Source organism: Streptomyces sp. S.PNR 29, assembly GCF_030386795.1.
Classification (GTDB): Bacteria; Actinomycetota; Actinomycetes; order Streptomycetales; family Streptomycetaceae; genus Streptomyces.
The window spans coordinates 716,392-742,639 of sequence record NZ_JANUQM010000003.1; the positions used below are offsets into that span (position 1 = coordinate 716,392).

At 75.6% G+C, this 26,248-nt stretch carries 2 protein-coding genes; both read left to right on the top strand.

All coding sequences use genetic code 11. From position 1 onward, the window contains the following. Positions 1 to 18: 18 nt before the first annotated feature. Positions 19 to 14,343, top strand: a complete 14,325-nt coding sequence (locus NW895_RS12015; protein ID WP_289935526.1) for a type I polyketide synthase — start codon at positions 19 to 21, stop codon at positions 14,341 to 14,343. A gap of 5 nt (positions 14,344 to 14,348) precedes the next feature. Continuing rightward, positions 14,349 to 26,114, top strand: coding sequence for a type I polyketide synthase (locus NW895_RS12020; protein WP_289935413.1), 11,766 nt, complete (start codon positions 14,349 to 14,351; stop codon positions 26,112 to 26,114). Positions 26,115 to 26,248 lie beyond the last annotated feature (134 nt).

The window sequence follows — 26,248 nt, forward strand, 5'->3', positions numbered from 1 at the left end:
CGTACGGAGTTGATCGCAGTGGTCAGTGACGACAAGCTCGTCGACTACCTCAAGCGGGTCACCGCGGACCTCAAGCGGACCCGGCAGCGGGTCCACGAGCTGGAGTCGGGCAGCGCCGAACCGATCGCCGTCGTGGCGATGGGCTGCCGCTTCCCCGGAGGCATCACGTCCCCGGAGGACCTGTGGGAGTTCGTGCGCCTGGGCGGCGACGCCATCTCGGCGTTCCCCACCGACCGCGGCTGGCACACCGACCAGCTGCGCGGGAACTTCCGGCGGGCCGGCGGATTCCTGTACGACGCGGGCGACTTCGACGCGGGCCTGTTCGGGATCTCGCCGCGTGAGGCGCTGGCGATGGACCCGCAGCAGCGGCTGCTGCTTGAGACCGCCTGGGAGACCCTGGAGCGGGCCGGCGTCGACCCCACCTCGGTGCGGGGCGCCGACGGCGGCGTGTTCATCGGCATGGCCGACCAGAAGTACGGCCCCCGCGACGACGAACTGCTCGACGAGGTCAGGGGACTGGTCCTGACCGGCACGACCAGCAGTGTCGCCTCCGGCCGGATCGCCTACTCGCTCGGTCTGCAGGGGCCCGCGATCACCATCGACACGGCCTGCTCGTCCTCGCTGGTCGCGCTGCACCTCGCGGTGCGCTCCCTGCGCGCCGGTGAATGCTCGTTCGCCCTCGTCGGCGGCGCCGCGGTGATGGCGGAGCCCACCCTGTTCGCGGAGATGGCCGAGCAGGGAGGCATGGCCGGTGACGGCCGCTGCAAGGCCTTCGCCGCCGCCGCGGACGGCACCGGGTGGGGCGAGGGCGTCGGCGTGCTCCTCCTCCAGCCGCTGTCCACCGCACGCGAGCAGGGCCTGCCCGTCCTGGCCACCGTACGCGGCTCCGCCGTCAACCAGGACGGAGCCTCCAACGGCCTGTCGGCCCCCAACGGCCCCGCCCAGCGCCGCGTCATCCGCAAGGCGCTCGCCGACGCCCAGCTCGGCGTCGGCCAGGTCGACGCCGTGGAGGCCCACGGCACCGGCACCGCGCTCGGCGACCCGATCGAGGCGCAGGCGCTGCTGGCCACCTACGGCCAGGACCGGGCCGGTGACGAGCCCCTGTGGCTCGGCTCCGTCAAGTCGAACATCGGGCACACCCAGGCCGCCGCCGGCATGGCCGGTGTCATCAAGATGGTGCAGGCGATGCGGCACGGACTGCTGCCGCGCACCCTGCACGTGGACGAGCCCACCGGGCAGGTCGACTGGTCGGCGGGTGACGTACGGCTGCTGACCGAGGAGCGGCAGTGGCCGCGGACGGGACGGCCGCGCCGCTCGGCCGTCTCCTCCTTCGGTATCAGCGGCACCAACGCGCACGTCGTCCTCGAACACGACCCCGAGACGAGCGGACGGGACAGCGCGGACGGGCCGGAGCCCGACCCCTCGCCGTCGGCCGCCGTCCCGTGGACCCTGTCGGCCGCGAGCGAGGCCGCGCTGCGCGCCCAGGCCCGGCGGCTGCACGGGCACGTGGCCGCGGACGCGGAGCAGCGTCCCCTGGACGTCGCCCGGTCCCTGGCGTCCGGCCGCGCCCGGCTCGCGCACCGCGCCGTCGTCCTCGGCTCCGGCCGCGACGAACTCCTCGCCGGCCTGGCAGCGCTCGGCGCGGGCCAGGCGGACCCCCGCGTGGTACGCGGCCGGACCGCACCGGCCGGGCCGGTCGCCTTTCTGTTCACCGGGCAGGGCTCGCAGCGGGCGGGGATCGGGCGGGAACTGTACGACACCTTCCCCGTGTTCGCCCGCGCCTTCGACGAGGTGCGCGAGCGGCTCGACCCGCAACTCGCCCACCCGCTCGACGACATCCTCGACGGACGCGTCGTGGACGGGCTGCCGCTGATCGAGCAGACCGGGTACGCGCTTCCCGCGGTGTTCGCGCTGGAGGTGGCGCTGTTCCGGCTCGTCGAACACGCCGGCGTCACCCCCGACTACGTCCTCGGGCACTCCACCGGCGAACTGGCCGCGGCGCACTGCGCCGGAGTGCTCTCCCTGGACGACGCCTGCACCCTCGTGGCGGCGCGCGGCCGGCTGGTACAGACCCTGCGCACCGACGGCGCGATGGTCGCCGTCGAGGCGTCCGAGGCGGAACTGGCCGCCGCCATCGCCGACTCCGACGTCGGCGACCGGGCGACCATCGCCGTGGTGAACGGGCCCCGCGCCGTGGTCGTCTCCGGCGACGCCGACGCCGTCGAACGGGTCCGGGAACTCTGTGAGGAGCGCGGACACAAGACCCGCAAGCTGCCCATCAGCCACGCCGCGCACTCCGTCCACATGGAGCCGATGCTGGAGCCGCTGCGCGAGGTGGCCGAGGGGCTGCGGCACCAAGAGCCCCGCATCCCCATGGTGTCCAACCTGACCGGCGCCCCCCTCGACCCCGCGTCGATCAGCTGGCCGGAGTACTGGGTCCGGCAGGTCCGCGAGACCGTGCGCTTCCACGACGGCATCCGCTGGCTCGGCGCACGGTCGGTCACCGCCTGCCTGGAACTGGGGCCCGGCGGAGCGCTCATCGCCATGGCACGCGACGGCCTCGGCGAGCAGGGCCGCGACATGGCCCTGGTGCCCACCCTGCAGCACGACCGGCCCGAGCCGGACACGGTTCTCACCGCGCTGGCCGAACTGCACGTGCACGGCGTCGGCGTCGACTGGGACACCATGCTGGCGGCACGCGGCGGGGCCCGCACCGAGTTGCCCACCTACGCCTTCCAGCACGAGCGCTACTGGCTGCCCGCCACCCCCACGGCACCGCGCACCACCGAACCGGCCGACGAGACCGCACGTGTGCGCTACCGGGTCCGCTGGACGCCCGACACCTCCCTCGACCCCGACGCCCGCCCGGCCGGCCCCTGGCTGGTCGTCGCCCCGGAGGACGGCGACGGCGCCACCGTGGCCGAAGCCCTGGGGGAGGGGGCGGTCCTGCTGACCGCCGGGCCCACCGAGGACCGGGCCGCCCTCGCGGAGCGGCTGCGCGCGACGCTGCCCGCCGGCCTGGCGGGCGTCCTCGTGCTGCCCGCGGAGTCCGGCGACCCGCTGGAAGCGGCCCTGACCCTGCGTCAGGCGCTCGCCGACACCGACGTGAGCGCCCCGGTGTGGTACGCGACCAGGGCCGCCGTCTCCGTCGACGCCGAGCCGGCGCCCGGAGCCGCGCAGGCCGCCCTGTGGGGGCTCGGCCGGGTCCTGCCCGGCGCGGGCGGCGTGGTGGACCTGCCGGCCGACCTCGACGCCCGCTCGCTGCGCCTGCTGGCGGCCGCGCTGGCCGCACCCGGCGACCGCGACGAACTCGCCGTACGGCCCGGCGGGGTGTTCGCCCGCAAGCTGCTGCCGGCCCAGCGACCCCGGCCCGCCCGTGAGTGGCGCACCGCGGGGACCGTCCTGGTCACCGGCGATGTCGCCGACGTGACGCCGGACCTGCTGCGGTTCCTGTCCGCCGACGGTGCCCGCGAGCTGCTGCTGGCGCACCGCCCGGGTGCGGCCCTGCCCGACGCCGCCGTCCTGGACGCGGCGGGCGGCCCCTGCACCCTCACCGCATGGGACCCGGACGGCGGGCAGCCGCCGGTGGACCCCGCGTCGGTGACCGCCGTGGTGCACCTCAGCGGCATCGACCCGGCGGGCCCCTCCACGGTGGACGAGCTCAGCCCCGCCGACCTCGCCCGCGCGGTGCGGGACCGGCTGCGCTCCGTCGTCCGGCTCCAGGAGCTGTTCCTGGACGCGGACCTGGACGCCTTCCTGCTGCTGTCCACCGTCGCCGGTACCTGGGGCGGCACCGAGGACGTCGTGCACACCGTCGCGCACGCGGCCCTGGAGTCCCTGGCCGGGCGCCGCGCGCTCGACGGCCGCACCGGCACCTGCGTCGGGTGGGGCCCCTGGGCGACCGCCACGGACACCGGGAACCCGGCGGTTCCCGGCCTGCTGCCGATGCCCGCACGGCTGGCGATGTCCGCGCTGACGGCGTCCCTCGACGCCGACGACGCGGTCTGCGCGATCGCCGACATCGACTGGACGCTGTTCCACCCGGTCCTCACCGGCCGCGGCCCCCGCCCGCTCGTCGCCGACCTGCCCGCCGTCCGGGCCCTGCCCGCCCCCCGGGCGGCCGAGGCGGCCCTGCCGCACTCCGCCGACCAGGAACACGACCTGCTGGAACTCGTGCGGGCCCAGGCCGCCGCCGTACTCGGCCACGCGTCCGCCGACGCCATCGATCCCGCCCTGCCGTTCCGCGACCTCGGCTTCGAATCCCTGGCGGCCGTACGGTTCCGGGACCGGATCGCCGCCGAGACGGGGCTGCGGCTCCCGGCGACCCTCGTCTTCGACCACCCCACCGTGCAGGCGGTCGCCGCGCACCTGATGGCCGAACTGTCCGGGGCGAGCCAGGACGAGGACGACACGGCGCCCACGGCCGACCACGACGACCCGATCGCCATCATCGGCATGGCCTGCCGCTACCCCGGCGGCGTCCACGACCCCGACGGCCTGTGGGACCTGGTCCACTCGGGACGCGACGGCGTCGGGGACTTCCCCGCCGACCGGGGCTGGGACCTGCCCGCCCTGCGCCGGGCCGAGCCGGACCTCGCCATGAAGGGCGGATTCCTGCCCGACGCCGCCGACTTCGACGCGGCTTTCTTCGGCATCTCCCCCCGCGAGGCGACCGCCATGGACCCCCAGCAGCGGCTGCTGCTGGAAGTGTCCTGGGAAGCCCTGGAGAACGCCGGCCTCGACCCGGCCGGCCTGCGCGGCAGCCGCACCGGAGTCTTCGCCGGCGCCGCGGGCTCGGACTACGGCGCGGCCCTGGACGGCGCGCCCGAGGCGGACGGATACCTGACGACCGGCACCGCGACCAGCGTCATCTCCGGCCGCATCGCCTACACCCTCGGCCTGCACGGGCCCGCGGTCACCGTGGACACGGCGTGCTCCTCGTCGCTGGTGGCCCTGCACACCGCGGTCAGCGCCCTGCACCGCGGCGAGTGCGACCTCGCGCTCGCCACGGGCGTCTCCGTCATCTCCACGCCCGGCGCGTTCGTCGACTTCGGCCGGCAGAGCGGGCTGGCCGCCGACGGCCGCTGCAAGGCGTTCGCCGCGAGCGCCGACGGCACCAACTGGGCCGAAGGCGCGGGCGTCCTGATCGTGGAGCGGCTCTCCGACGCACAGCGCAACGGGCACCGGGTCCTGGCGACGATCCGGGGCACCGCCATCAACTCCGACGGAGCCTCCAACGGGCTGTCCGCCCCCAGCGGCCCGGCACAGCAGCGGGTGATCCGGCAGGCGCTGGCCACCGCGGGACTGTCCGCCGCGGACGTGGACGCCGTGGAGGCGCACGGCACCGGCACCACCCTCGGCGACCCGATCGAGGCCCAGGCGCTGCTGGCCACCTACGGACGGGACCGGTCCGCGGAGCAGCCGCTGTGGCTGGGCTCGCTGAAGTCGAACATCGGGCACAGCGGCGCGGCGGCCGGTGTCGGCGGTGTCATCAAGATGGTGCAGGCCATGCGGCACGGTGTGCTGCCCCGCACGCTGCACGTGGACGAGCCGACCGGCGAGGTCGACTGGTCGGCGGGCACGGTCCGGCTGCTCACCGAGAACCGTGACTGGCCGGAGAACGGCAGGCCGCGCCGCGCGGGCGTGTCGGCGTTCGGCGTCAGCGGCACCAACGCGCACGTCGTCCTGGAACAGGGCCCGGCCCCCGCCGAAACCGCGCGGCCGGAGCCCGCTCCCGCAGCCGTGGTGCCGTGGCTGCTGTCCGCCCGTACCCCGGAGGCGCTGCGCGCGCAGGCCGCCCGCCTGGACGCCCACCTGGCCGAGCGGGACCTGCCCGTCGCCGGTGTCGGGCACGCCCTGCTGACGTCCCGCTCGGCCTTCGAGCACCGGGCCGTCGTGCTCGGCACGGAACACGGCGAACTCACCGAGGCGCTGCGCGCCGTCGCGGCGGGCAGCCCCGCCGACGGCACGGTCACCGGAGTGGCCCGCCAGGCGGGCCGGGGCCCGGTCTTCGTCTTCCCCGGGCAGGGCGGGCAGTGGCCCGGCATGGCGGCCGAACTCCTGGACACTTCCCCGGTGTTCGCCGCCCGCTGGGCCGAGTGCGAGCGCGCCCTCGCGCCCCACACCGGCTTCTCGGTGACCGACCTCGTACGCTCCGGTGAGGTCCTGGAACGGGTCGACGTCGTCCAGCCTGTGCTGTTCGCCGTGATGGTGTCGCTGGCGGCACTGTGGCGTTCCCACGGGGTGGAGCCCGCCGCGGTGATCGGGCACTCCCAGGGCGAGATCGCCGCGGCCTGCGTGGCCGGGGCGCTGACCCTGGACGACGCGGCCCGCGTGGTCGCGCTGCGCGCCCAGGCGCTCCGCGCGCTCATCGGCGAGGGCGGCATGGTCTCCGTCGGCATCCCGCTCGCCGAGGCCGAGCGGTGGCTTCCCCGCTGGGACGGACGGGTCTCCGTGGCGGCCGTCAACGGGCCCTCCGCGGTGGTGTTCTCCGGTGAGCCGGACGCGCTGGACCAGCTCGTGGCCCACGCCCGCGCCCAGGAGGTCCGGGTCCGGCGCATCGACGTGGACTACGCCTCGCACTCGGCGCAGGTGGAGCGGATCGAGGACGAGATCATGGCCGCCCTCGGCCCGGTCACCCCCGGCCCGGCCGGGATCCCGTTCTTCTCCACCGTGACCGCGAACTGGCAGGACCCCACCGGCCTGGACGCCGCCTACTGGTACCGCAACCTGCGCGAACCCGTCCTGCTCGAACCGTCCGTCACCGCCCTGGCCGAGCAGGGCTACGACGTCTTCGTCGAGGTCAGCCCGCACCCGGTGCTCCAGGCCGCCCTCACCGAGACGGCCGAGCTGGCCGGCGCCGACCCCGTGGTCACCGGCACGCTGCGCCGTGACGAGGGCGGGCTGCGGCGCGTGCGCACGGCCCTGGCCGAACTCTGGGTGCACGGCGTGCCCGTCGACTGGGCACCCGCCTTCGACGGTGACCGCGGCGCACCCGTGGAACTGCCCACCTACCCCTTCCAGCGCACCCGCTACTGGCCGGCTCCCCGGCCGGCGACGGCCGCGGACCCGCAGGACGACCGCTTCTGGCAGGCCGTGGACCAGCAGGACCTGCCCGCCTTGGCGGACACGCTCGGCATGGCCGACGAACAGCCGCTGCGGGCGGTCGTACCGGCCCTGTCCGCCTGGCGGCGCGGCCGCAGGGAACAGGCCGTCGTCGACTCCTGGCGCTACCGCGTCGAGTGGCGGCGGCTGCCCGAGCCGGAGGCCCGCACCCTGCCCGGCACCTGGCTGCTCGTGGTGCCGGCCGGCGTCACGGACGACCCGGTCGCCACCGCCGTCTCCGAGGCCCTGCGCGCCCTCGCGGACGACCTGGCGGTGCTGGCCGTCGACACCACGGCGGACCACACCGCCCTGGCCACGGCGATCCGCGGCACACTCGACGGCAGGGAGCCCGCCGGGGTCGTCTCGCTGACCGCCACCGACGGCACCCCGCACCCGGACCGGCCCGACGTTCCCGCCGGGACGGCGCTCACCCTCGCCCTGCTGCAGGCGCTCGCCACCGCCGAGGTCACCGCGCCGCTGTGGTGCCTGACCCACGGTGCCGTCGCCACCGACGACGACGCCGGACCCGCCCACCCCGAGCAGGCGGCCGTATGGGCCCTGGGCCGCGTCGCGGCGCTGGAGTTCCCGCACACCTGGGGCGGCCTGGTGGACCTCCCCGGCACCTTCGACGAGCACACGGCGAGCCGCCTCGCCGCGGTCCTCACGGGACTGGACGCCGAGGACCAGGTGGCGCTGCGCCCGTCGGGCGTGTTCGGCCGCCGGCTGCTGCGCGCCACCCCGCGCACCGCGGCCGGCGCGGGCTGGCGGCCCCACGGCACCGTGCTGGTCACGGGCGGTACCGGAGCGCTCGGCCGGCGGGTCGCCCGCTGGCTCGCCCGCGAGGGCGCCGCACACCTGGTCCTCACCAGCCGGAGCGGCCCGAACGCTCCCGGCGCGGACGAACTGGCCGCCGAACTGACCGCGCTCGGCGCCAGGGTGAGCCTGCTCTCCTGCGACCTCACCGATCCGGACCAGGTGACGGCGATGGTCGCCGCGGCCCAGAGCGACGGCGACCCGATCGGCGCCGTGGTGCACACCGCCGCCGGCGGCGGACTCGGCCCCCTGGCCGAGGCAGGGCTCGACGACCTGGCCGAGGCGATGGCCGCCAAGGTGAGCGGCATCGCCCATCTGGAAGCGGCCCTGGACCCCGCGCAGCTCGACGCCGTCGTCTACTTCTCCTCCATCAGCGCCTCCTGGGGCGCCGGCAACCACGGCGTCTACGCCGCCGCCAACGGTGTCCTCGACGCCCGCGCCGAGCACCGCAGCGCGGCCGGCGTGCACACGGTGTCCCTCGCCTGGGCGCCGTGGGCGGGCGGCGGCATGGCCGACGACCCGATCTTCGACACTCTCGCCCGCAAGGGCCTGCCGCTCATCGACCCGGACCTCGCCGTCTCCGCCCTCGCCGCGGTGCTCGCCGAGGGCGAGTCCTCGCTGCTGCTGGTGGACGTCGACTGGGAGCGGTTCACGCCGCAGTTCACCTTCGAACGGCCCAGCCGGCTGCTGGCCGAACTGCCCGAGGCCCGGCCCGAGCCGGCCGCCGACGACACCGCGGCGGACGATCCGGCCTCCCCGCTCGCCCGGCGGCTGGCCGGCCTGACGGACTCCCAGCGCTCGGCGGCGCTGCGCGAGCTGGTGCGCGAGCAGGCCGCGGCCGTACTCGGTCACCACGACGCCCAGGCCGTCGACGCCGCCCGCGCGCTCAAGGAACTGGGCTTCGACTCACTCACCGCGGTCGAACTGCGCAACAGGCTGAGCACCGCGACCGGTCTGCGGCTGCCCGCCACCCTCGTCTTCGACCACCCCACGCTCGCCGAGGTCGCCGACTTCCTGGACCGCGGGCTCCAGCCGGAGACCGCCCCGCAGACCGCACCCGCCACCGTCGTACGCGTCGACCAGGACGAGCCGATCGCGATCGTCGCCATGGCCTGCCGCTACCCCGGCGACATCTCCTCCGCCGAGGAACTGTGGCGCGCCGTCCGCGACGAGAAGGACCTGATCACCGCGTTCCCCACGGACCGGGGCTGGCCGGTCGGCCGGCTGCTGGACGCCGACCCCGACCGGCCCGGCACCAGCTATGTGGACCACGGCGGATTCCTGCACGACGCGGGCGACTTCGACCCCGGCTTCTTCGGCATCTCGCCGCGCGAGGCACAGGCCATGGACCCGCAGCACCGGCTGCTGCTCGAATCGTCCTGGGAGGTCCTGGAACGCGCCGGCATCGTCCCCAAGTCCCTGCGGGGCAGCCGGACCGGGGTGTACGTCGGTCTGACCGACCAGGCCTACGGCACCCGGCTGCGCGGCTCCACGGACGGCATGGAGGGCTTCCTCGTCAGCGCGTCGTCCAACCTCGCCTCCGGCCGGATCTCGTACTCGCTCGGCCTGCAGGGCCCCGCGCTCACCGTGGACACGGCCTGCTCGTCCTCGCTGGTCGCCCTGCACCTGGCCGCCCAGGCGCTGCGGGACGGCGAGTGCGACCTCGCGATCGCGGGCGGCGCCACCGTCATGCCGGACCCCACCTCCTTCGTGGCGTTCAGCCGGCAGCGCGGACTGGCCGCCAACGGCCGCTGCAAGCCGTTCGCCGCCGCCGCCGACGGGTTCTCCCTCGGCGAGGGCGTCGGCGTCCTGCTCGTGGAGCGGCTGTCCGACGCCCGCCGGCGCGGACACCCCGTGCTGGCGCTGATCCGCGGCTCCGCGGTGAACCAGGACGGCGCCTCCAACGGCATCACCGCGCCCAACGGCCCCTCCCAGGAGCGGGTCATCCGGCAGGCCCTGGTCAACGCCGACCTGCCCGCCTCGGCGGTGGACGTCGTCGAGGCGCACGGCACCGGCACCACGCTCGGCGACCCGATCGAGGCACAGGCGCTGCTCGCCACCTACGGCCAGGACCGCCCGGCCGGCCGGCCGCTGCGCCTGGGCTCGGTCAAGTCGAACATCGGGCACACGCAGGCCGCCGCCGGCATGGCCGGCGTCATCAAGATGGTGCAGGCCATGCGGCACGAACTGATGCCGCGCACCCTGCACGTGGACGAGCCCAGCCCGCACGTGGACTGGAGCTCGGGAGCGGTGGAACTCCTCGTCGAGGCACAACAGTGGCCACGGGGCGAGGAACCGCGCCGCGCCGGGGTCTCCGCGTTCGGGATCAGCGGCACCAACGCGCACGTCGTCCTGGAGGAGGCACCCGAGGAGCCGGTGCCCGGCGACACCGCCGGGGACGAGGGGACGCCGGGCGTCGCGCACCCCGTACCGCTCGTCGTCTCCGCCCGCACCCAGGACGCGCTGCGCGACCAGGCCGCCCGCCTGACCGCCCTCCTCGACCGGGAGGACCACCCGGTCACCGACCTCGCCTACTCGCTGGCCACGACCCGCGGCGTGCTGGACCGGGCGGCGGTCGTCGTCGCCGCGGACCGGGACGAACTGCGGCGGAGCCTGGCCGACCTGGCCACGGGCGCGGTCGCCGAGGAGCGGGCCGAGGGCGGCCTCGCTTTCCTCTTCACCGGCCAGGGCGCCCAGCGCGCCGGCATGGGACGCGACCTGTACGAGGCCTTCCCCGCGTTCGCCACGGCCTTCGACGAGGTGTGCGCGGAACTCGACCGGCACCTGCCCCGCCCGCTGCGCACGGTGCTGTGGGCCGAGCCCGGGACGGACGAGGCCGCGCTGCTCGACCAGACCCTCTACACCCAGACCGGCCTGTTCGCCGTCGAGGTGGCCCTGTTCCGGCTGCTGGAGCACTGGGGTGTACGGCCCGACGCCCTGCTCGGTCACTCCGTCGGCGAGCTCGCCGCGGCGCACGTGGCCGGGGTGTGGTCGACCGCGGACGCGGCCCGGGTGGTCGCCGCCCGCGCCCGGCTGATGCAGGAACTGCCGGAAGGCGGCGCGATGCTGTCGGTCGCCGCGGCCGAGGACGAGGTGTCCGCCGTACTCGGCGACGCGTTCGCCGAGGTCGCCGTCGCCGCGGTCAACGGCCCCGCGTCGCTGGTGCTGTCCGGCGCCGAGGAGGCCGTGACGGCCGCCGGCGCCCGGCTCGCCGAGGCGGGGCTGCGCACCAAGCGGCTCACCGTCAGCCACGCCTTCCACTCACCGCTGATGGAGCCGATGCTCGCCGCGTACGAGCAGGAACTCGGCCAGGTCGCCTTCGCGGAGCCCGCGCTGCCCGTCGTCTCCGACCTCACCGGGGAGGTGGCCGGCGCCGAACTGTGCGACCCCGCTTACTGGGTGCGGCAGGTGCGGCGGGCCGTGCGGTTCGCGGACGGGGTGCGCACGCTGCTCGACGAGGGCGTGACCACCTTCCTGGAACTGGGCCCGGACGGCGTCCTGACCGCCATGGCGCAGGAGTCGGCCGGGGAGCGGGCCACCGGCATCGCCGCCCAGCGCCGCGACCGCGACCAGGTACGGACCCTGCTCACCGCGCTCGGCAGGCTCCACGTGCGCACCGAACGCGTGGACTGGGCCGCGTTCTTCCGCGGCACCGGCGCCCGCCGGGTGGACCTGCCCACCTACGCCTTCCAGCGCCGCCGCTACTGGCTGGACGCGCCGACGGGCGGTGCCGAGGCACTGGCCGGGGCGGGCCTGGCGGGCACCGGCCACCCGCTGCTGACGGCGTCGGTGACGCTGCCGGGGACGGGCGAGTCCCTGTTCAGCGGCAGCCTGCCCGGGGCCTCGGACGAGCGGCCCCTGTCCGGCGGCGAGATCCTCGACCTGGTGCTGTGGGCGGGCGGGAGCCTCGGCTGCCACCGGATCGCCGAACTGGAGGTCGCCGGGCCGGTTCCGTCCGCTCCCCAGGCGCCGCTGCAACTGGTCGTGGCGGCGCCCGACGAGGACGGCAACCGGGGCTTCACGCTCCACCTGGGCCCGGTGGACGGCCCGCAGGGAGCGGCCGACGCCCCCTGGACGCGGATCGCCCACGGCGTACTCGGCGACGCCTCCACCCGGCCGCAGCCCGAGTCCGGCACCACGGCCTGGCCGCCGGACGGTGCCGAGCCCGTCGGCGCCGACCTCGTATGGCGCCGGGAGGACGAGCTGTTCGCCGAACTCGCGCTGGCCGAAGGGGACGCCGCGGACGCCGACCGGTTCGGCGTGCACCCCGCGCTGCTGGCGGAAGTGACGGAGCTGATCGCCGAACTGGCCGGCCAACCCGTCCACTTCACCGGGGTGACCCGGTACGCGACCGGCGCCACCGAGCTGCGCGTCCACCTGAGCCTGAGCGCCCCCGACGCCGTCACCGCCCTGCTGACGGACGCGGACGGCGAACCGGTCCTCTCGGTGGACCGGGTCCAGGTCCGTGCCGGGGATGCGGCCGTGCGCCCGGCACCGGACGCCGCACCGGACGCCCTGTACCGGCTGACCTGGACACCGGTGGACGCCGTGGCCCTCGCACCGGACCCGGGCTGGGCGGTGGTGGGCACCGCCGCCGACGGCCTCGTCAAGGCCCTCGCGGCGGAGGGCGCCGAGGTGGCCGCCCACCCGGACCTGGCGTCCCTCGGCAGCGCGGCCGACCGCGGTGACGGGCCCGGCCTCGTCGTCCTGCCCGTGGAGACGGAGCCCGGCGCCCCCGTGGAGTCCGCGCGACGGACCGTGCACCGCACCCTGGAGCTGGTCGGGGAACTGCTCGCGGACACCCGGCTGACCGGCACCCGGATCGTCTTCGTCACGACGGCGGCCGTGTCCGCCGGCGACGGCACCGACGTCGACCCGGCGCAGGCGGCGGTCCGCGGACTGCTGCTCTCCGCCCAGGCCGAGCACCCCGACCGGTTCGTCCTGGCCGACCTCGGCCGGGAGGAGGACGCCGACCTGCTGGCGGCGGCCGTCGGCACCGCCCTGGCGGCGGCCGAGCCGCACCTCGCGATCCGCGACGGCCGGCTGCTCGTGCCGCGGCTGGCCCGGGTCACCGAGCCGCCGCAGGCCCCCGCACCCGGGGCGCAGGAGCACGGCACGGTGCTGGTCACCGGCGCCACCGGAGGCATCGGCACCGAGATCGTCCGGCATCTGGCGGCCGAACACGGCGTGCGCAGGCTGCTGCTGCTCAGCCGGAAGGGCCCGGACGACCCCCGCGCGGCCGAACTGGGCCGTGAGCTGGCCGCGTACGGCACCGAGGCGACGTTCACGGCCTGCGACATCGCCGACCGCGCGGCCCTCGAAGCCGCCCTGGCCGAGGTGCCGGCCGAGCATCCGGTGACCGCGGTGGTGCACATCGCCGGAGTCGTGGACGACGGCGTGCTCACCACCCTGACCCCCGAACGGGTCGACACCGTCCTGCGCCCCAAGGCCGAGGCCGCGCACCACCTGCACGAGCTGACCGCCCACCTGGAGCTGACCCACTTCGTGCTGTTCTCCTCCGGCGTCGGCGTGTTCGGCGGCGCCGGACAGGCCAACTACGCGGCGGCCAACGCCTTCCTGGACGCGCTCGCGCACACCCGGCAGGCGGCCGGGCTCCCGGCGACCTCGCTCGCCTGGGGCCTGTGGGAGACCGACACGGGCATGGCGGCGCGCCTGTCCGAGGTGGACCGCCGCCGGATGGCCCAGGCGGGCGTCCTCGCCCTCACCCCGCGGCAGGGCCTCGCCCTGTTCGACCGGGCGTGGACCTCGGGCGCGGCCACCCTGGTGCCGATGGGCCTGGACACGGCCGTCCTGCGCAGGAAGGCGGCCGACGCCACGCTGCCCGCCCCGTTCCGCGCACTGGTGCCCACGCCGCTGCGCCGCGCCGCGGCCGGCACCGGGCAGACGGCGGGACAGTCCTTCGCGCAGCGGCTGGCCGAGCAGTCCGAGAGCGGCCGGCGGAAGCTGCTGCTGGAACTGATCCAGCGGCAGGTGGCCACCGTGCTGGACTACGGGGCCGACACCCCGCTCGACGCCAAGCGCTCCTTCCGGGAGCTGGGCTTCGACTCGCTCACCGCGGTGGAGCTGCGCAACAACCTGGTCGCCGCGACCGGCGTCCAGCTCTCCGCCGCGCTGGTCTTCGACTACCCCACGGCGGCCGCGCTCGCCGAGCACCTTCAGAGCAAGGTCCTGCGGACGGTGGCCGGGGCACCCCTGCCGGTGCTCACCCAGCTCGACCACCTGGAGGCCGCACTCGCGGCACCCCCGGCGGACACAGCCACCCGCGAGCAGATCGCGGCCCGGCTGCGCGCCCTGGCCACCGCCTGGAGCGCGCACCCCGACGACGGCGACATCACCAGCAAGCTCGATTCCGCCACGGATGAAGAGCTGTTCGACTTCATCAACGCGGAACTGGGAGAGGACTGAGCCCGATGGCCAACGAGCAGCAGCTGCGTGACTACCTCAAGCGGGTCAGCGCCGACCTGCACCGCACGCGCCGGCGCCTGGCCGACGTGGAGGCGCAGAGCACCGAGCCGATCGCCATCATCGGGATGGCCTGCCGCTTCCCCGGCGGGGTCAGCTCCCCCGAGGACCTGTGGCGGCTCGTGATCGAGGAGACCGACGCGATCGGGCCCTTCCCCACCGACCGGGGCTGGGACCTGGACGGCTTCTACCACCCCGACCCCGAGCACCCCGGCACCTGCTACGCCAGCGCCGGCGGGTTCATCGACGACATCGCCTCCTTCGACGCCGCCTTCTTCGGCATCTCCCCGCGCGAGGCACAGTCCATGGACCCCCAGCAGCGCCTGCTGCTGGAGACCTCCTGGGAAGCGCTGGAACAGGCCGGCCTCGACATCCACGCGCTGCGCGGCAGCCGTACGGGCGTGTTCGCCGGACTGAACCAGCAGGACTACGGCACCCTGCTCGCCGCCTCCCCGGACGGGCTGGACACCTACGGCGGCACCGGCACCTCCAACAGCGTCCTGTCCGGCCGTGTCTCCTACGTCCTGGGCCTGGAGGGCCCCGCCGTCACCGTCGACACCGCCTGCTCCTCCTCGCTGGTGACCCTGCACCTCGCCGTGCAGGCACTGCGGGGCGGCGAGTGCGACCTCGCCCTGGCGGGCGGGGCGACGACGCTGTCCACCTCCGCCGTCCACCTGGCCCTGTCCGGCCAGCGCGCCCTGGCCCCCGACGGCCGCTCCAAGGCGTTCTCGGCGGCGGCCGACGGCGCCGGCTGGAGCGAGGGCGTCGGCGTCGTCGCCGTCGAGCGGCTCTCCGACGCCCGCCGGCTCGGCCACCGCGTCCTCGCGGTGCTGCGGGGCAGCGCCGTCAACCAGGACGGCGCGTCCAACGGGCTGACCGCGCCCAACGGGCCCTCGCAGCAGCGGGTCATCCGCCAGGCGCTCGCCAACGCGGGCCTGACCCCCGCCGACGTGGACGTCGTCGAGGCGCATGGCACCGGCACCAGCCTCGGCGACCCCATCGAGGCGGACGCGCTGCTGTCCACCTACGGCCAGGCCAGGCCCGCCGACCGGCCGCTGTGGCTGGGCTCGCTGAAGTCCAACATCGGCCACAGCGGAGCCGCGGCCGGGGTGGGCGGCGTCATCAAGATGGTGCAGGCCCTGCGGCACGGCGTGATGCCGAAGACGCTGCACGCCGAGGAACCCACCCCGAACGTCGACTGGTCCTCGGGCGCCGTGGCACTCCTCGACGAGGCCCGCGACTGGCCCGCCTCCGGCACACCCCGCCGGGCCGCCGTCTCGTCCTTCGGCATCAGCGGCACCAACGCGCACGTCATCCTCGAAGAGGCTCCCGAGGACACCCGCCCCAAGACCGGTGACGAGGAACCCGCGGCATCCGGGGCGTCCGTACCGCCGCTGCTGCCGTGGGTGCTGTCCGCGCGCAGCGAGCCCGCGCTGCGCGGCCAGGCCCGCGCCCTGCACGCCCACCTGCTGGCCCACCCCGGACCGGCCGACGCCGACGTGGCGCTCTCGCTCGCCACCACCCGCACCGGTCTTGAGCACCGGGCCGCCGTACTCGCCGCCGACCGGGACGGATTCCTCGCCGCCCTGGACGCGCTCGCCGACGACCGCCCCGCCGAGGGGGTACTGCGCGGCACCCCCGCCGAGGGCAAGGTCGTGTTCGTCTTCCCCGGCCAGGGCGCGCAGTGGGCCGGCATGGCCCGGGAACTCCTCGACACCTCGCCGGTGTTCGCCGCCAAGGCGGCCGAATGCGCCGCCGCCATCGAGGAGTTCGTCGACTTCAAGGTCCTCGACGTGCTGCGCGACGAGCCCGGCGCCCCGTCCATGGACCGCATCGAGGTCGTCCAGCCCGTGCTGTTCACCGTCATGGTGTCGCTGGCCGAGCTGTGGCAGTCCTACGGCGTCCGGCCCGACGCCGTCGTCGGCAGCTCCCAGGGCGAGATCGCCGCCGCCCACGTCGCGGGCGGGCTGACCCTTCAGGACGCGGCCCGGGTGATCTGCCTGCGCAGTCAACTGCTGGCCGAGACCCTGGTCGGCAAGGGCGCCGTCGCGTCGGTGGCGCTGCCCGCCGACGAGGTGCGCGAGCGGCTGCGGCGCTGGGACGGCCGGCTGTCCGTCGCCGGCGTCAACGGCCCCCGGATCGTCGCGGTGGCCGGAGACGACGACGCGCTCGCCGAGTTCGTCGACGAGTGCGCCCGCGACGGCGTCCGCGCCCGGATCGTCGCCGCCACCGTGCCGACGCACTGCGCCCTCGTCGACCCGCTGCGCGAGCGGCTGCTGGAACTGCTGGCGCCGGTCCGGCCGCGCACCGGCACCGTGCCGCTGTACTCCACGGTGACCGGGGGCCTGCTGGACACCGCCACCATGGACGCCGACTACTGGTACGACAACACGCGGGCGCCGGTGCTCTTCGAACCCGTCGTCCGCACCCTGCTCGCCGAGGGACACAGCGCCTTCGTCGAGTCCAGCGCCCACCCCGTGCTGGCCATGGCCGTCGAGCAGACCGTCGACGCCACCGGGGTGCCCGGCGTCGTCGTGGAGTCCCTGCGGCGGGACGAGGGCGGCCTCGGCCGGATGCTGACCTCGCTGGCCAAGGCCCACCTTGGCGGCATCCGCGTCGACTGGCCCACGGTGTTCGCCGGCACCGGCGCCCGCACCGTGGACCTGCCCACCTACGCCTTCCAGCGCACCCGGTACTGGGTCGAGGCGGGGACCCGCACCGGCGACGTCGGCTCCGTCGGCCTGTCGTCGGTCGACCACCCGCTGCTCGGCGCCCTGGTACGGATGGCCGACGGCGACGGCGCCGTGCTCACCGGGCGGCTGTCCCTGCACACCCAGAGCTGGCTCGCCGCGCACGGCGTGTCCGACCGGGTGATCTTCCCCGGCACCGGCTTCGTGGAACTGGCCGTGCTCGCCGGCGACCAGGTCGGCTGCGGCCGCATCGAGGAACTCACCCTGCACACCCCGCTCGTCCTGCCCGGCACCGGCGCGACGGTCGTGCAGGCGCACGTCGAGGCCGCCGACGAGACGGGTGCGCGCGCGGTCGGCGTGTACTCCCGCCCGGAGGACGCCGCCGCCGACACGCCCTGGACCCGGCACGCCTCGGGTGTCCTCACCACCGGATCCGGCGAGGAGCCCGAGTCCCTCGCCGGGGCCTGGCCGCCCGAGGGCGCCGAGCCGGTGGACATCTCCGGGATGTACGACCGCATGGCCGAGGCCGGCTACCAGTACGGTCCCGAGTTCCGCGGCCTGCGCCAGGTGTGGCACCTCGACGGCGAGGTGTACGCCGAGGTGGCGCTGCCCGACGGCGAGACGTCCGCCGCCGAGCGTTTCGGCCTGCACCCGGCGCTCTTCGACGCCGCCCTGCACGCCATGTTCACCTGGGACGGCGACGACGGCGGCGGCGTCGGCATGCCGTTCTCCTGGACCGGGGTACGGCTGCACGCCACCGGCTGCGCACGGCTGCGCGTACGGCTGTCCCGGCGCGGCGAGAACGAGGTCGCCGTGACCCTCGCGGACGAGGCCGGCGAACCCGTCGTGTCGGTCGACTCCCTCGTCGTGCGCCGCATGACCGAGGCCGCGCTGAGCACCGTACGCACCGACGGGCTGTACCGGCTCGACTGGAGGACCGTACGCGCCGACGAGCAGCAGACCGCGCCCCGCTGTGTCGTGCTCGGCGACGACCCGCTGGGGATCGGCGCCGCCCTGCCCGGCGCCACGGCCGTGGCCGGGATCGAGGAACTCGCCGCGCGCGTCGCCGCGGACCGCACCGCCGTCACCGCGCTGCTGCCCGTCCGCGGCGGCGAACCCGCGGGCGGCGCGGGCGAGACCGTCGTCGACACCCTCGCCCTGCTGCAGACGTGGATCGCGGACAGCCGCCTCGACGACAGCCGGCTCGTCGTGGTCACCCGCGGCGCCGTGGCGAGCGCGGCCGGTGAGGACGTCACCGACCTCGCCGCCGCCGGTGTGTGGGGACTGCTGCGCTCGGCGCAGAACGAACACCCCGGCCGCTTCGGCGTCGTCGACCTCGACGAATCCGCCGAGTCCGCGGCGGCGCTCGGCACGGCCCTCGCCTCGGGCGAGGAGCAGATCGCCCTGCGGGCCGGTGCGGCCCGCACCCCGAGGCTGGCCCGCTGGGACGCGGCCACGGCGATCGTGCCGCCGCCCGGGGAGAGCGCCTGGCGGCTGGAGAACACCAGGCCCGGCACCATCGAGGGCCTGACCGCGCTGCCCTGCCCGGAACTCCTCGAACCGCTCCAGCCGCGCGAGGTGCGGATCGCCGTCCGCGCCGCCGGCATCAACTTCAAGGACGTGGTCGTCGCCCTCGACCTGGTGCCCGGACTGACCGGACTGGGCGGCGAGATCGCCGGCGTCATCACCGCCGTCGGCCCCGACGTCACCCACCACCGGGTCGGCGACCGCGTGTTCGGCCTGTCCACCGAGGTCTTCGGCCCGGTGACCGTCGCCGACGAACGCACCGTGCACCGCATACCCGACGGCTGGACCTTCGAGGAGGCCGCCTCCGTCTGCGTCGCCTACCTGACCGCCTACTACGGACTCGTCGACCTCGGCGGCCTGCGCCCCGGCCAGTCCGTGCTGATCCACGCCGCGGCCGGCGGTGTCGGCAGCGCCGCCGTCCAGCTGGCCCGCCACCTCGGCGCCGAGGTCTACGCCACCGCCAGCCCCGGCAAGTGGGACACCCTGCGCGGCTGGGGACTGGACGCCGCGCACATCGCCAACTCCCGCACCCTCGACTTCGAACAGTGGTTCCTGCAGTCCACCGACGGGCGCGGCATGGACGTCGTCCTGGACTGTCTGGCCGGGGAGTTCGTCGACGCGGGCCTGAGGCTGCTGCCCCGCGGCGGACACTTCCTGGAGATGGGCAAGACCGACAAACGCGACCCCGACCAGGTCGCCGCCGCCCACCCGGGCGTCGTCTACCAGGCCTACGACCTGCCCGAAGCCGGCCTCGACCGCATCCACGAGATGCTGGCCACGCTCACCCCGCTGTTCGCCGACGGCACCCTGCGCCCGCCGCACCTCAACACCTGGGACATCCGCGAGGCCCGCGCCGCCTTCCGGGCCCTGAGCCAGGCCGCCCTCATCGGCAAGGCCGTGCTCACCGTCCCCGGCGACCCGTTCCCCGCGCACGGCACCGTCCTGATCACCGGCGGCACCGGCACCCTCGGCGCGCTGCTCGCCCGCCACCTGGTCACCCGGCACGGCGTCACCAGCCTCCTGCTGACCAGCCGGCGCGGCCCGGACGCCCCCGGCGCGACGGAGCTCGCCGAGGAACTGACCCGGGCCGGTGCCCGGGTGACCGTCGCGGCTTGCGACATCGCCGACCGCGACCAGGTGGCCGCCCTCCTCGCGGGCATCCCCGCCGAACAGCCGCTCACCGCCGTCCTGCACACCGCCGGCGCCCTGGACGACGGCCTGATCGAATCCCTCACCGCCGAGCGGACCAGGGCCGTGCTGCGTCCCAAGGTGACCGGCGCGCTGAACCTGCACGAGCTCACCCGCGACCTCGACCTGAGCGCGTTCGTGCTGTTCTCCTCCATGGCCGGCACCATGGGCGCCCCCGGCCAGGGCAACTACGCGGCCGCCAACGTGATGCTGGACGCCCTCGCCGCCCACCGGCGCGCCCAGGGACTGCCCGGCCTCTCCCTGGCCTGGGGCTTCTGGGAACAGCGCAGCGAGATGTCCGGTCACCTCGACGACCGTGACATGCAGCGCATGAGCCGCGGCGGCGTCATCCCGATGAGCAGCGAGGAAGGCCTCGCCGTCTTCGACCTGGCGTGCCGCGGCGACCAGGCCCAGCTCGTACCCGCCAAGCTCAACCCGGCCGCGCTCGCCGGAACCTCCGGCCGCGTCCCGCCCATCATGCGGGCCCTGGTGCCCTCCCCGGCCCGCCGGTCCGGCCGCCGGGCCGCCGAGGCCGAGGGCGGCTCGCTGCGGGAGCGGCTGGTGCCGCTCACCGGCACCGAACGCATGCGGATCCTGCTCCAGCTGGTCCGCTCGCACGCCGCCACCGTGCTCGGGCACTCCGACCCCGACGCGGTCGGCTCGACGGCGCCCTTCCGCGAACTGGGCTTCGACTCGCTGACCGCCGTCGAGTTCCGCAACCGGCTGACGAACGCCGTCGGCTTCCGGCTGCCGGTCACCGTGGTCTTCGACCACCCGACCCCCGGCGCACTGGCCGACTTCCTCGCCGCCGAACTCCTCGGCGACCTCCAGGAGCCCGCGAGCCCCGCGGCCGCCGCGCCCACCCCCGCCACGCCCCGCACCGACGACGAACCCCTCGTGATCGTCGGCATGGCGTGCCGCTACCCCGGCGGCATCACCTCGCCCGACCAGCTGTGGGACTTCGTCCTGGACGAGCGGGACGCCGTCTCCGGCTTCCCCGCGGACCGCGGCTGGACCAGCGAGCCGCCCGCCGACGGGTCCGTACCGCAGCAGGGCGGATTCCTGGACCGCGTCGCCGAGTTCGACGCCGCGTTCTTCGGGATCTCCCCCCGCGAGGCGCTGACCATGGACCCGCAGCAGCGGCTGCTCCTCGAGACGTCCTGGGAGGCCCTGGAACGCGCCGGTATCGCCCCCGGCACGCTGCGCGGCACCCGCACGGGTGTCTTCGTCGGCGCCGCCGCCTCCGGCTACACCAGCCTCTTCCGGCGCGGCTCCGAGGCCCTGGCCGGATACGGCGTCACCGGGACCGCCACCAGCGTGGTCTCCGGCCGCGTGGCCTACGTCCTGGGCCTGGAAGGCCCCGCCGTGACCGTGGACACCGCCTGCTCCTCGTCGCTGGTCGCCCTGCACACCGCCGCCCAGGCGCTGCGCGACGGCGACTGCGACCTCGCCCTCGCGGGCGGTGTCGCCGTCATGACCAGCCCCTTCCTCTTCGACGACTTCGCCAAGCAGGGCGGTCTCGCGCCCGACGGCCGCTGCAAGGCGTTCGCCGCCGCGGCCGACGGCACCGGCTGGGCGGAGGGCACCGGCGTCGTCCTGGTCGAACGGCTCTCCGACGCCCGGCGCAACGGGCACCCCGTGCTCGCCGTCCTGCGGGGCAGCGCCATCAACCAGGACGGCGCCTCCAACGGCCTGACCGCGCCCAGCGGCCCCTCGCAGCAGCGGGTGATCCGGAAGGCGCTCGAACGGGCCGGACTGACCGCCGCCGACGTCGACGCCGTCGAGGCGCACGGCACGGGCACCACCCTCGGCGACCCCATCGAGGCCCAGGCCGTCCTCGCCACCTACGGCCGTGACCGCGACGGGGCCGAGCCGCTGCTGCTCGGATCGCTGAAGTCCAACATCGGCCACAGCCAGGCCGCCGCCGGCATCGGCGGAGTGATCAAGATGGTGCAGGCCCTGCGGCACGGCGTCCTGCCCCGGACCCTCCACCTCGACGAGCCGACCCCGCACGTCGACTGGTCCGCGGGCGCCGTGGAACTGCTCGCCGAGACCCGGCCGTGGCCCGAGACCGGCCGCCCGCGCCGGGCCGGGGTCTCCTCGTTCGGCGTCAGCGGCACCAACGCCCACATCATCCTGGAACAGGCCGTCGAGCCGGAGCCCGCGGCCACGCCCCAGGCGCCCCTGCCGGTCACCCCATGGCTGCTGTCCGGGCACGACGAACACGCCCTGCGCGCCCAGGCGGAGACCCTCCTGACGCATCTGCGCCGGCACCCGGAGGGCTCGGTCACCGACATCGGCCACACCCTGGCCACCCGGCGCACCGCACTGGAGCACCGGGCCGCGCTGCCGGTCACCGACCGTGCCGAAGCCCTGGCCCGGCTCGCCGAGTTCGCGGCCGGTCAGGCTCCCGACGGGCTGCTGCGCGGCACCGCCGGCGAGGGCGGCCTCGCCCTGCTGTTCGCCGGACAGGGCTCCCAGCGGCCGGGCATGGGACGCGAGCTGTACGCGGCCTTCCCCGCGTTCGCCCGCGCCTTCGACGAGGTCTGCGCCCACATCGACCCCCTGCTCGGCAGGCCGCTGCGGGAGACCGTGTTCACCGCCGAGGCCGGCGAACTCGACCGGACCTCGATCACCCAGCCCGCCCTGTTCGCCCTCGAAGTGGCCCTGTTCCGGCTGCTGGAGTCCTGGGGCGTCGTCCCCGACTACCTCCTCGGGCACTCCGTCGGCGAGATCGCCGCCGCCCACGCGGCAGGCGTCCTCGACCTCCCGGACGCCGCCCGGCTCGTGGTCGCCCGCGGCCGCCTCATGCAGGCCCTGCCGGCCGGCGGAGCCATGCTGGCCGTGCAGGCCGCGGAGACAGAGGCCGCCGAGGCGCTCACCGCCGTGCTGGGCGAGCACACCGACACCGTCGACATCGCCGCCGTCAACGGCCCCCGCAGTGTGGTGTTCTCCGGCGCCGCCGCATCCGTCGACGCACTCGAGACGCACTTCACCGAACAGGGCCGGCGCACCCGCAGGCTCGGCGTCAGCCACGCCTTCCACTCGCCGCTCATGGCCCCCATGCTCGACGAGTTCGCCGCACTGGTCGCCGGGCTGTCCTTCGCCGCGCCCCGCATCCCCGTCGTCTCCAACCTCACCGGAGCCGTCCTCGGCGCCGACGAGTACGCCGACCCGCAGTACTGGGTGCGGCACGCCCGGCACACCGTCCGCTTCGCCGACGGCGTGGCGGCCCTCACCGAGGCGGGCGTCACCTCCTTCCTGGAACTGGGACCGGACGCGACGCTCACCACGATGGCCGAGGACTGCCTCGACACCGCCCCCGCCGGGGTGTGCACCTCGCTGCTGCGGCGCACCGGCGCGGAGCCGGACACCCTCCTCACCGCCCTGGCCCGCGCCCATGTGCACGGCACCGCCGTGAACTGGGACGCCGTCTTCGAAGGCACCGGGGCCCGCCCGGTGGACCTGCCGACGTACGCCTTCCAGCGGACGGCCTACTGGCCCGCCGAGTCCACCGCCGAACGCGGCGACCTGTCCTCGGCCGGACTGGACGGCACCGGACACCCCCTGATCGGCGCCATGGTGCGCTCCGCCACCGGCGGCGACACCCTGTTCACCGGCGAGCTCTCCCTCGCCGCGCAGCCCTGGCTGGCCGACCACCGGATCCTGGACGCCGCCCTCTTCCCCGGCACCGGCTTCCTCGAACTGGCCCTGTGGGCGGGCGACCGCCTCGGCGCGGGCCACGTCGACGAACTCGTCGTCCACAGCCCGCTCGTCCTGCCCGAGCGCGGCGGCGTCACCGTACAGGTCGTCGTCGGCGAGGCCACGGACGAGGACCGCAGGCCGGTCGCCGTCTACTCCCGCCCCGCCGGCACCACCGAGTGGACCCGGCACGCCGAAGGACTCCTCACCGCCGGCCCCGCACCCCAGCCGGCCGGCCCCCTCACCCTGTGGCCGCCGCAGGGCGCCGAACCCGTCCCGCTGGACGAGTTCTACGACGGCCTGGCCGCCGCCGGCACCGCCTACGGGCCGGTGTTCCAGGGCCTGACCGCGGCCTGGCGGCTGGACGACGAGGTCTACGCCGAGGTGGCGCTGCCCGCTCAGGCCGCCGACGACGCCAAGGCCTTCGGCGTCCACCCCGCGCTGCTCGACGCCGCCCTGCACACCCTCGCGTTCCTGCCCTCCGCCGACCGCGGCAGCGGCCCGTTCCTGCCGTTCGCCTGGCGGAACGTCGCCGTGCCGGCCCCGGGCGCCACCACCTGCCGGATCCGCCTCGCGGCCGCAGCCGGCGGCGACGAGGTGACCGCCGCCCTCTGGGACGGCGACGGCCGGCCGCTCGTGTCCGTGGGCGGACTCAGCCTGCGCGCCGTCTCCCGCGCCCAGCTGGGCACGTCCGTGACCTCGTCCCTGTTCCGCATGGACTGGACACCCGCGGCCCGGCCGGAGGCCGCCGGCGCCCCGACGGTCCGCTGGGCCGTGGTGGGACCCGAAGCACCCCAGAGCCCCGACATCGACCACTACCCGGACCTCGCCGCCCTGCGCCGGCACCTCGCCGACGGCGGCCCGGCACCCGACCAGGTCCTCCTGCCGATCGCCCCCACCACCGGCATCGACGCCGCCGCCGCACGCACCGCCGTGCACACCGCCCTCGACACCCTGCGCACCTGGCTGGAGGACGAACACTTCGTCAAGAGCCGGCTGGTGCTGTGCACCCGCGGCGCCATCGAGGCCCGGCCCGGCGACGGCGTACGGGACCTGGCGCACAGCGCGGTGTGGGGCCTGGCCCGCAGCGCCCAGCTCGAACACCCCGACCGGCTGCTCCTGGTCGACCTCGACACCGGCACCACGCTCGACGACCTGACCCGGTCGCAGGTACTGGCCCGGGCCGAGGGCACCGAAGCCGACCAGTTCGCGATCCGCGGCGACGCGACCCTCGTACCGGTCCTGTCCCGCCACACCGCCCAAGCCCCGGCGCCCGACGGCCCGTGGCCCGCCGACGGCACCACCCTGGTCACCGGCGCGGGCGGCATGATCGGCGGGCTGCTCGCCCGGCACCTCGTCCAGCAGCACGGCGTACGCCATCTGCTGCTGCTCGGCCGCCGCGGCGAGGACGCGCCCGGCATGGCCGGCCTGCGCCGGGAACTGGCCGAAGCGGGAGCCGACGTCCGGGTCGCCGCCTGCGACACGGCCGACCGGGACGCCCTGGCCGCCGTACTCGACACGATCCCCGAGACGGCACCCCTGACCGCCGTCGTGCACGCCGCGGGCGTCGTCGACGACGGGCTGCTCGCCTCGCTCACCGACGAACAGGTCGACCGCGTCCTGCGGCCGAAGATCGACGCCGTGGTGAACCTGCACGACCTCACCGCACCCCTCGGCCTCGGCGCCTTCGTCGTCTGCTCCTCCCTCGCCGGAGCCCTCGGCGGCGGCGGCCAGTCCGCCTACGCCGCCGCCAACGCCTACCTGGACGCCCTGTGCCTGAAGCGCCGGGCGGACGGCCTGCCCGCGCTCTCGCTCGCCTGGGGCCCCTGGGAGAGCAGCGCCGGCATGACCGCCCAGCTGGCCGCCGCCGACCTGCGGCGCATCGCACGCTCGGGCATGCAGCCGCTCACCCCGGAGGAAGGCCTGGCTCTGTTCGACGCGGCCCACGCCACCGGCGAACCCGTGCTGCTGCCCTTCCGGTTCGAGCCGGGCGGGCTGTCCACGGCCGACCGGGCGGCCCTGCCCGCCGCGCTGCGCGCCCTGGTGCCCCCACCCCGACGCCGCGCCGACGAGGCCGCCACCGGCCTGTCAGGGCTCCGTGAGCGGCTGCGGCCCCTGTCGCACGACGACCGGATCGGCGCCCTGGAGAACCTCGTGAGGACCGAGGTCGCCTCGGTGCTCGCCCTGCCGTCCACGGACGCCGTCCCGGTCACCAAGGCGTTCAAGAGCCTCGGTTTCGACTCCCTCATGGCCGTCGACCTCCGCAACCGCCTCAGCACCCTCACCGGGGTACGGCTTCCCGCGACCCTGGTGTTCGACCACCCCAACTCCCGGGCCCTGGCCGCGCGGCTGCTGGACGGCATGGAGCTGGACCCCGTCACCGCCACCGACCCGGCCCTGCTCGCCCTGCGCGAACTGGAGACCGCGGTCCGCTCGATGGGGCCCGGCAGCACCGAGGACCGCGGGGCGATGGCGACCCGGCTGCGGGTGCTGCTGGCAACGCTGGAGGAAACCGGCGAGGAGCAGTCGGCGACGGACGTCGACCTCGACTCGGTGAGCGCCGAGGAACTCGTCTCCCTGCTCGACGACGAGTTCGGCCTGTCCTGAAACCCCGCCCCTACCTGCACCACCGGCGCAGAACTTAGGGGTGTTCGTGGTCCTGAACTGGGGCCGGGATCCAGGTCCCGGCCTCATAGCCTGCAAACAGGCCTGTCTTTCGCGCATTGACGAAACACGTGAGT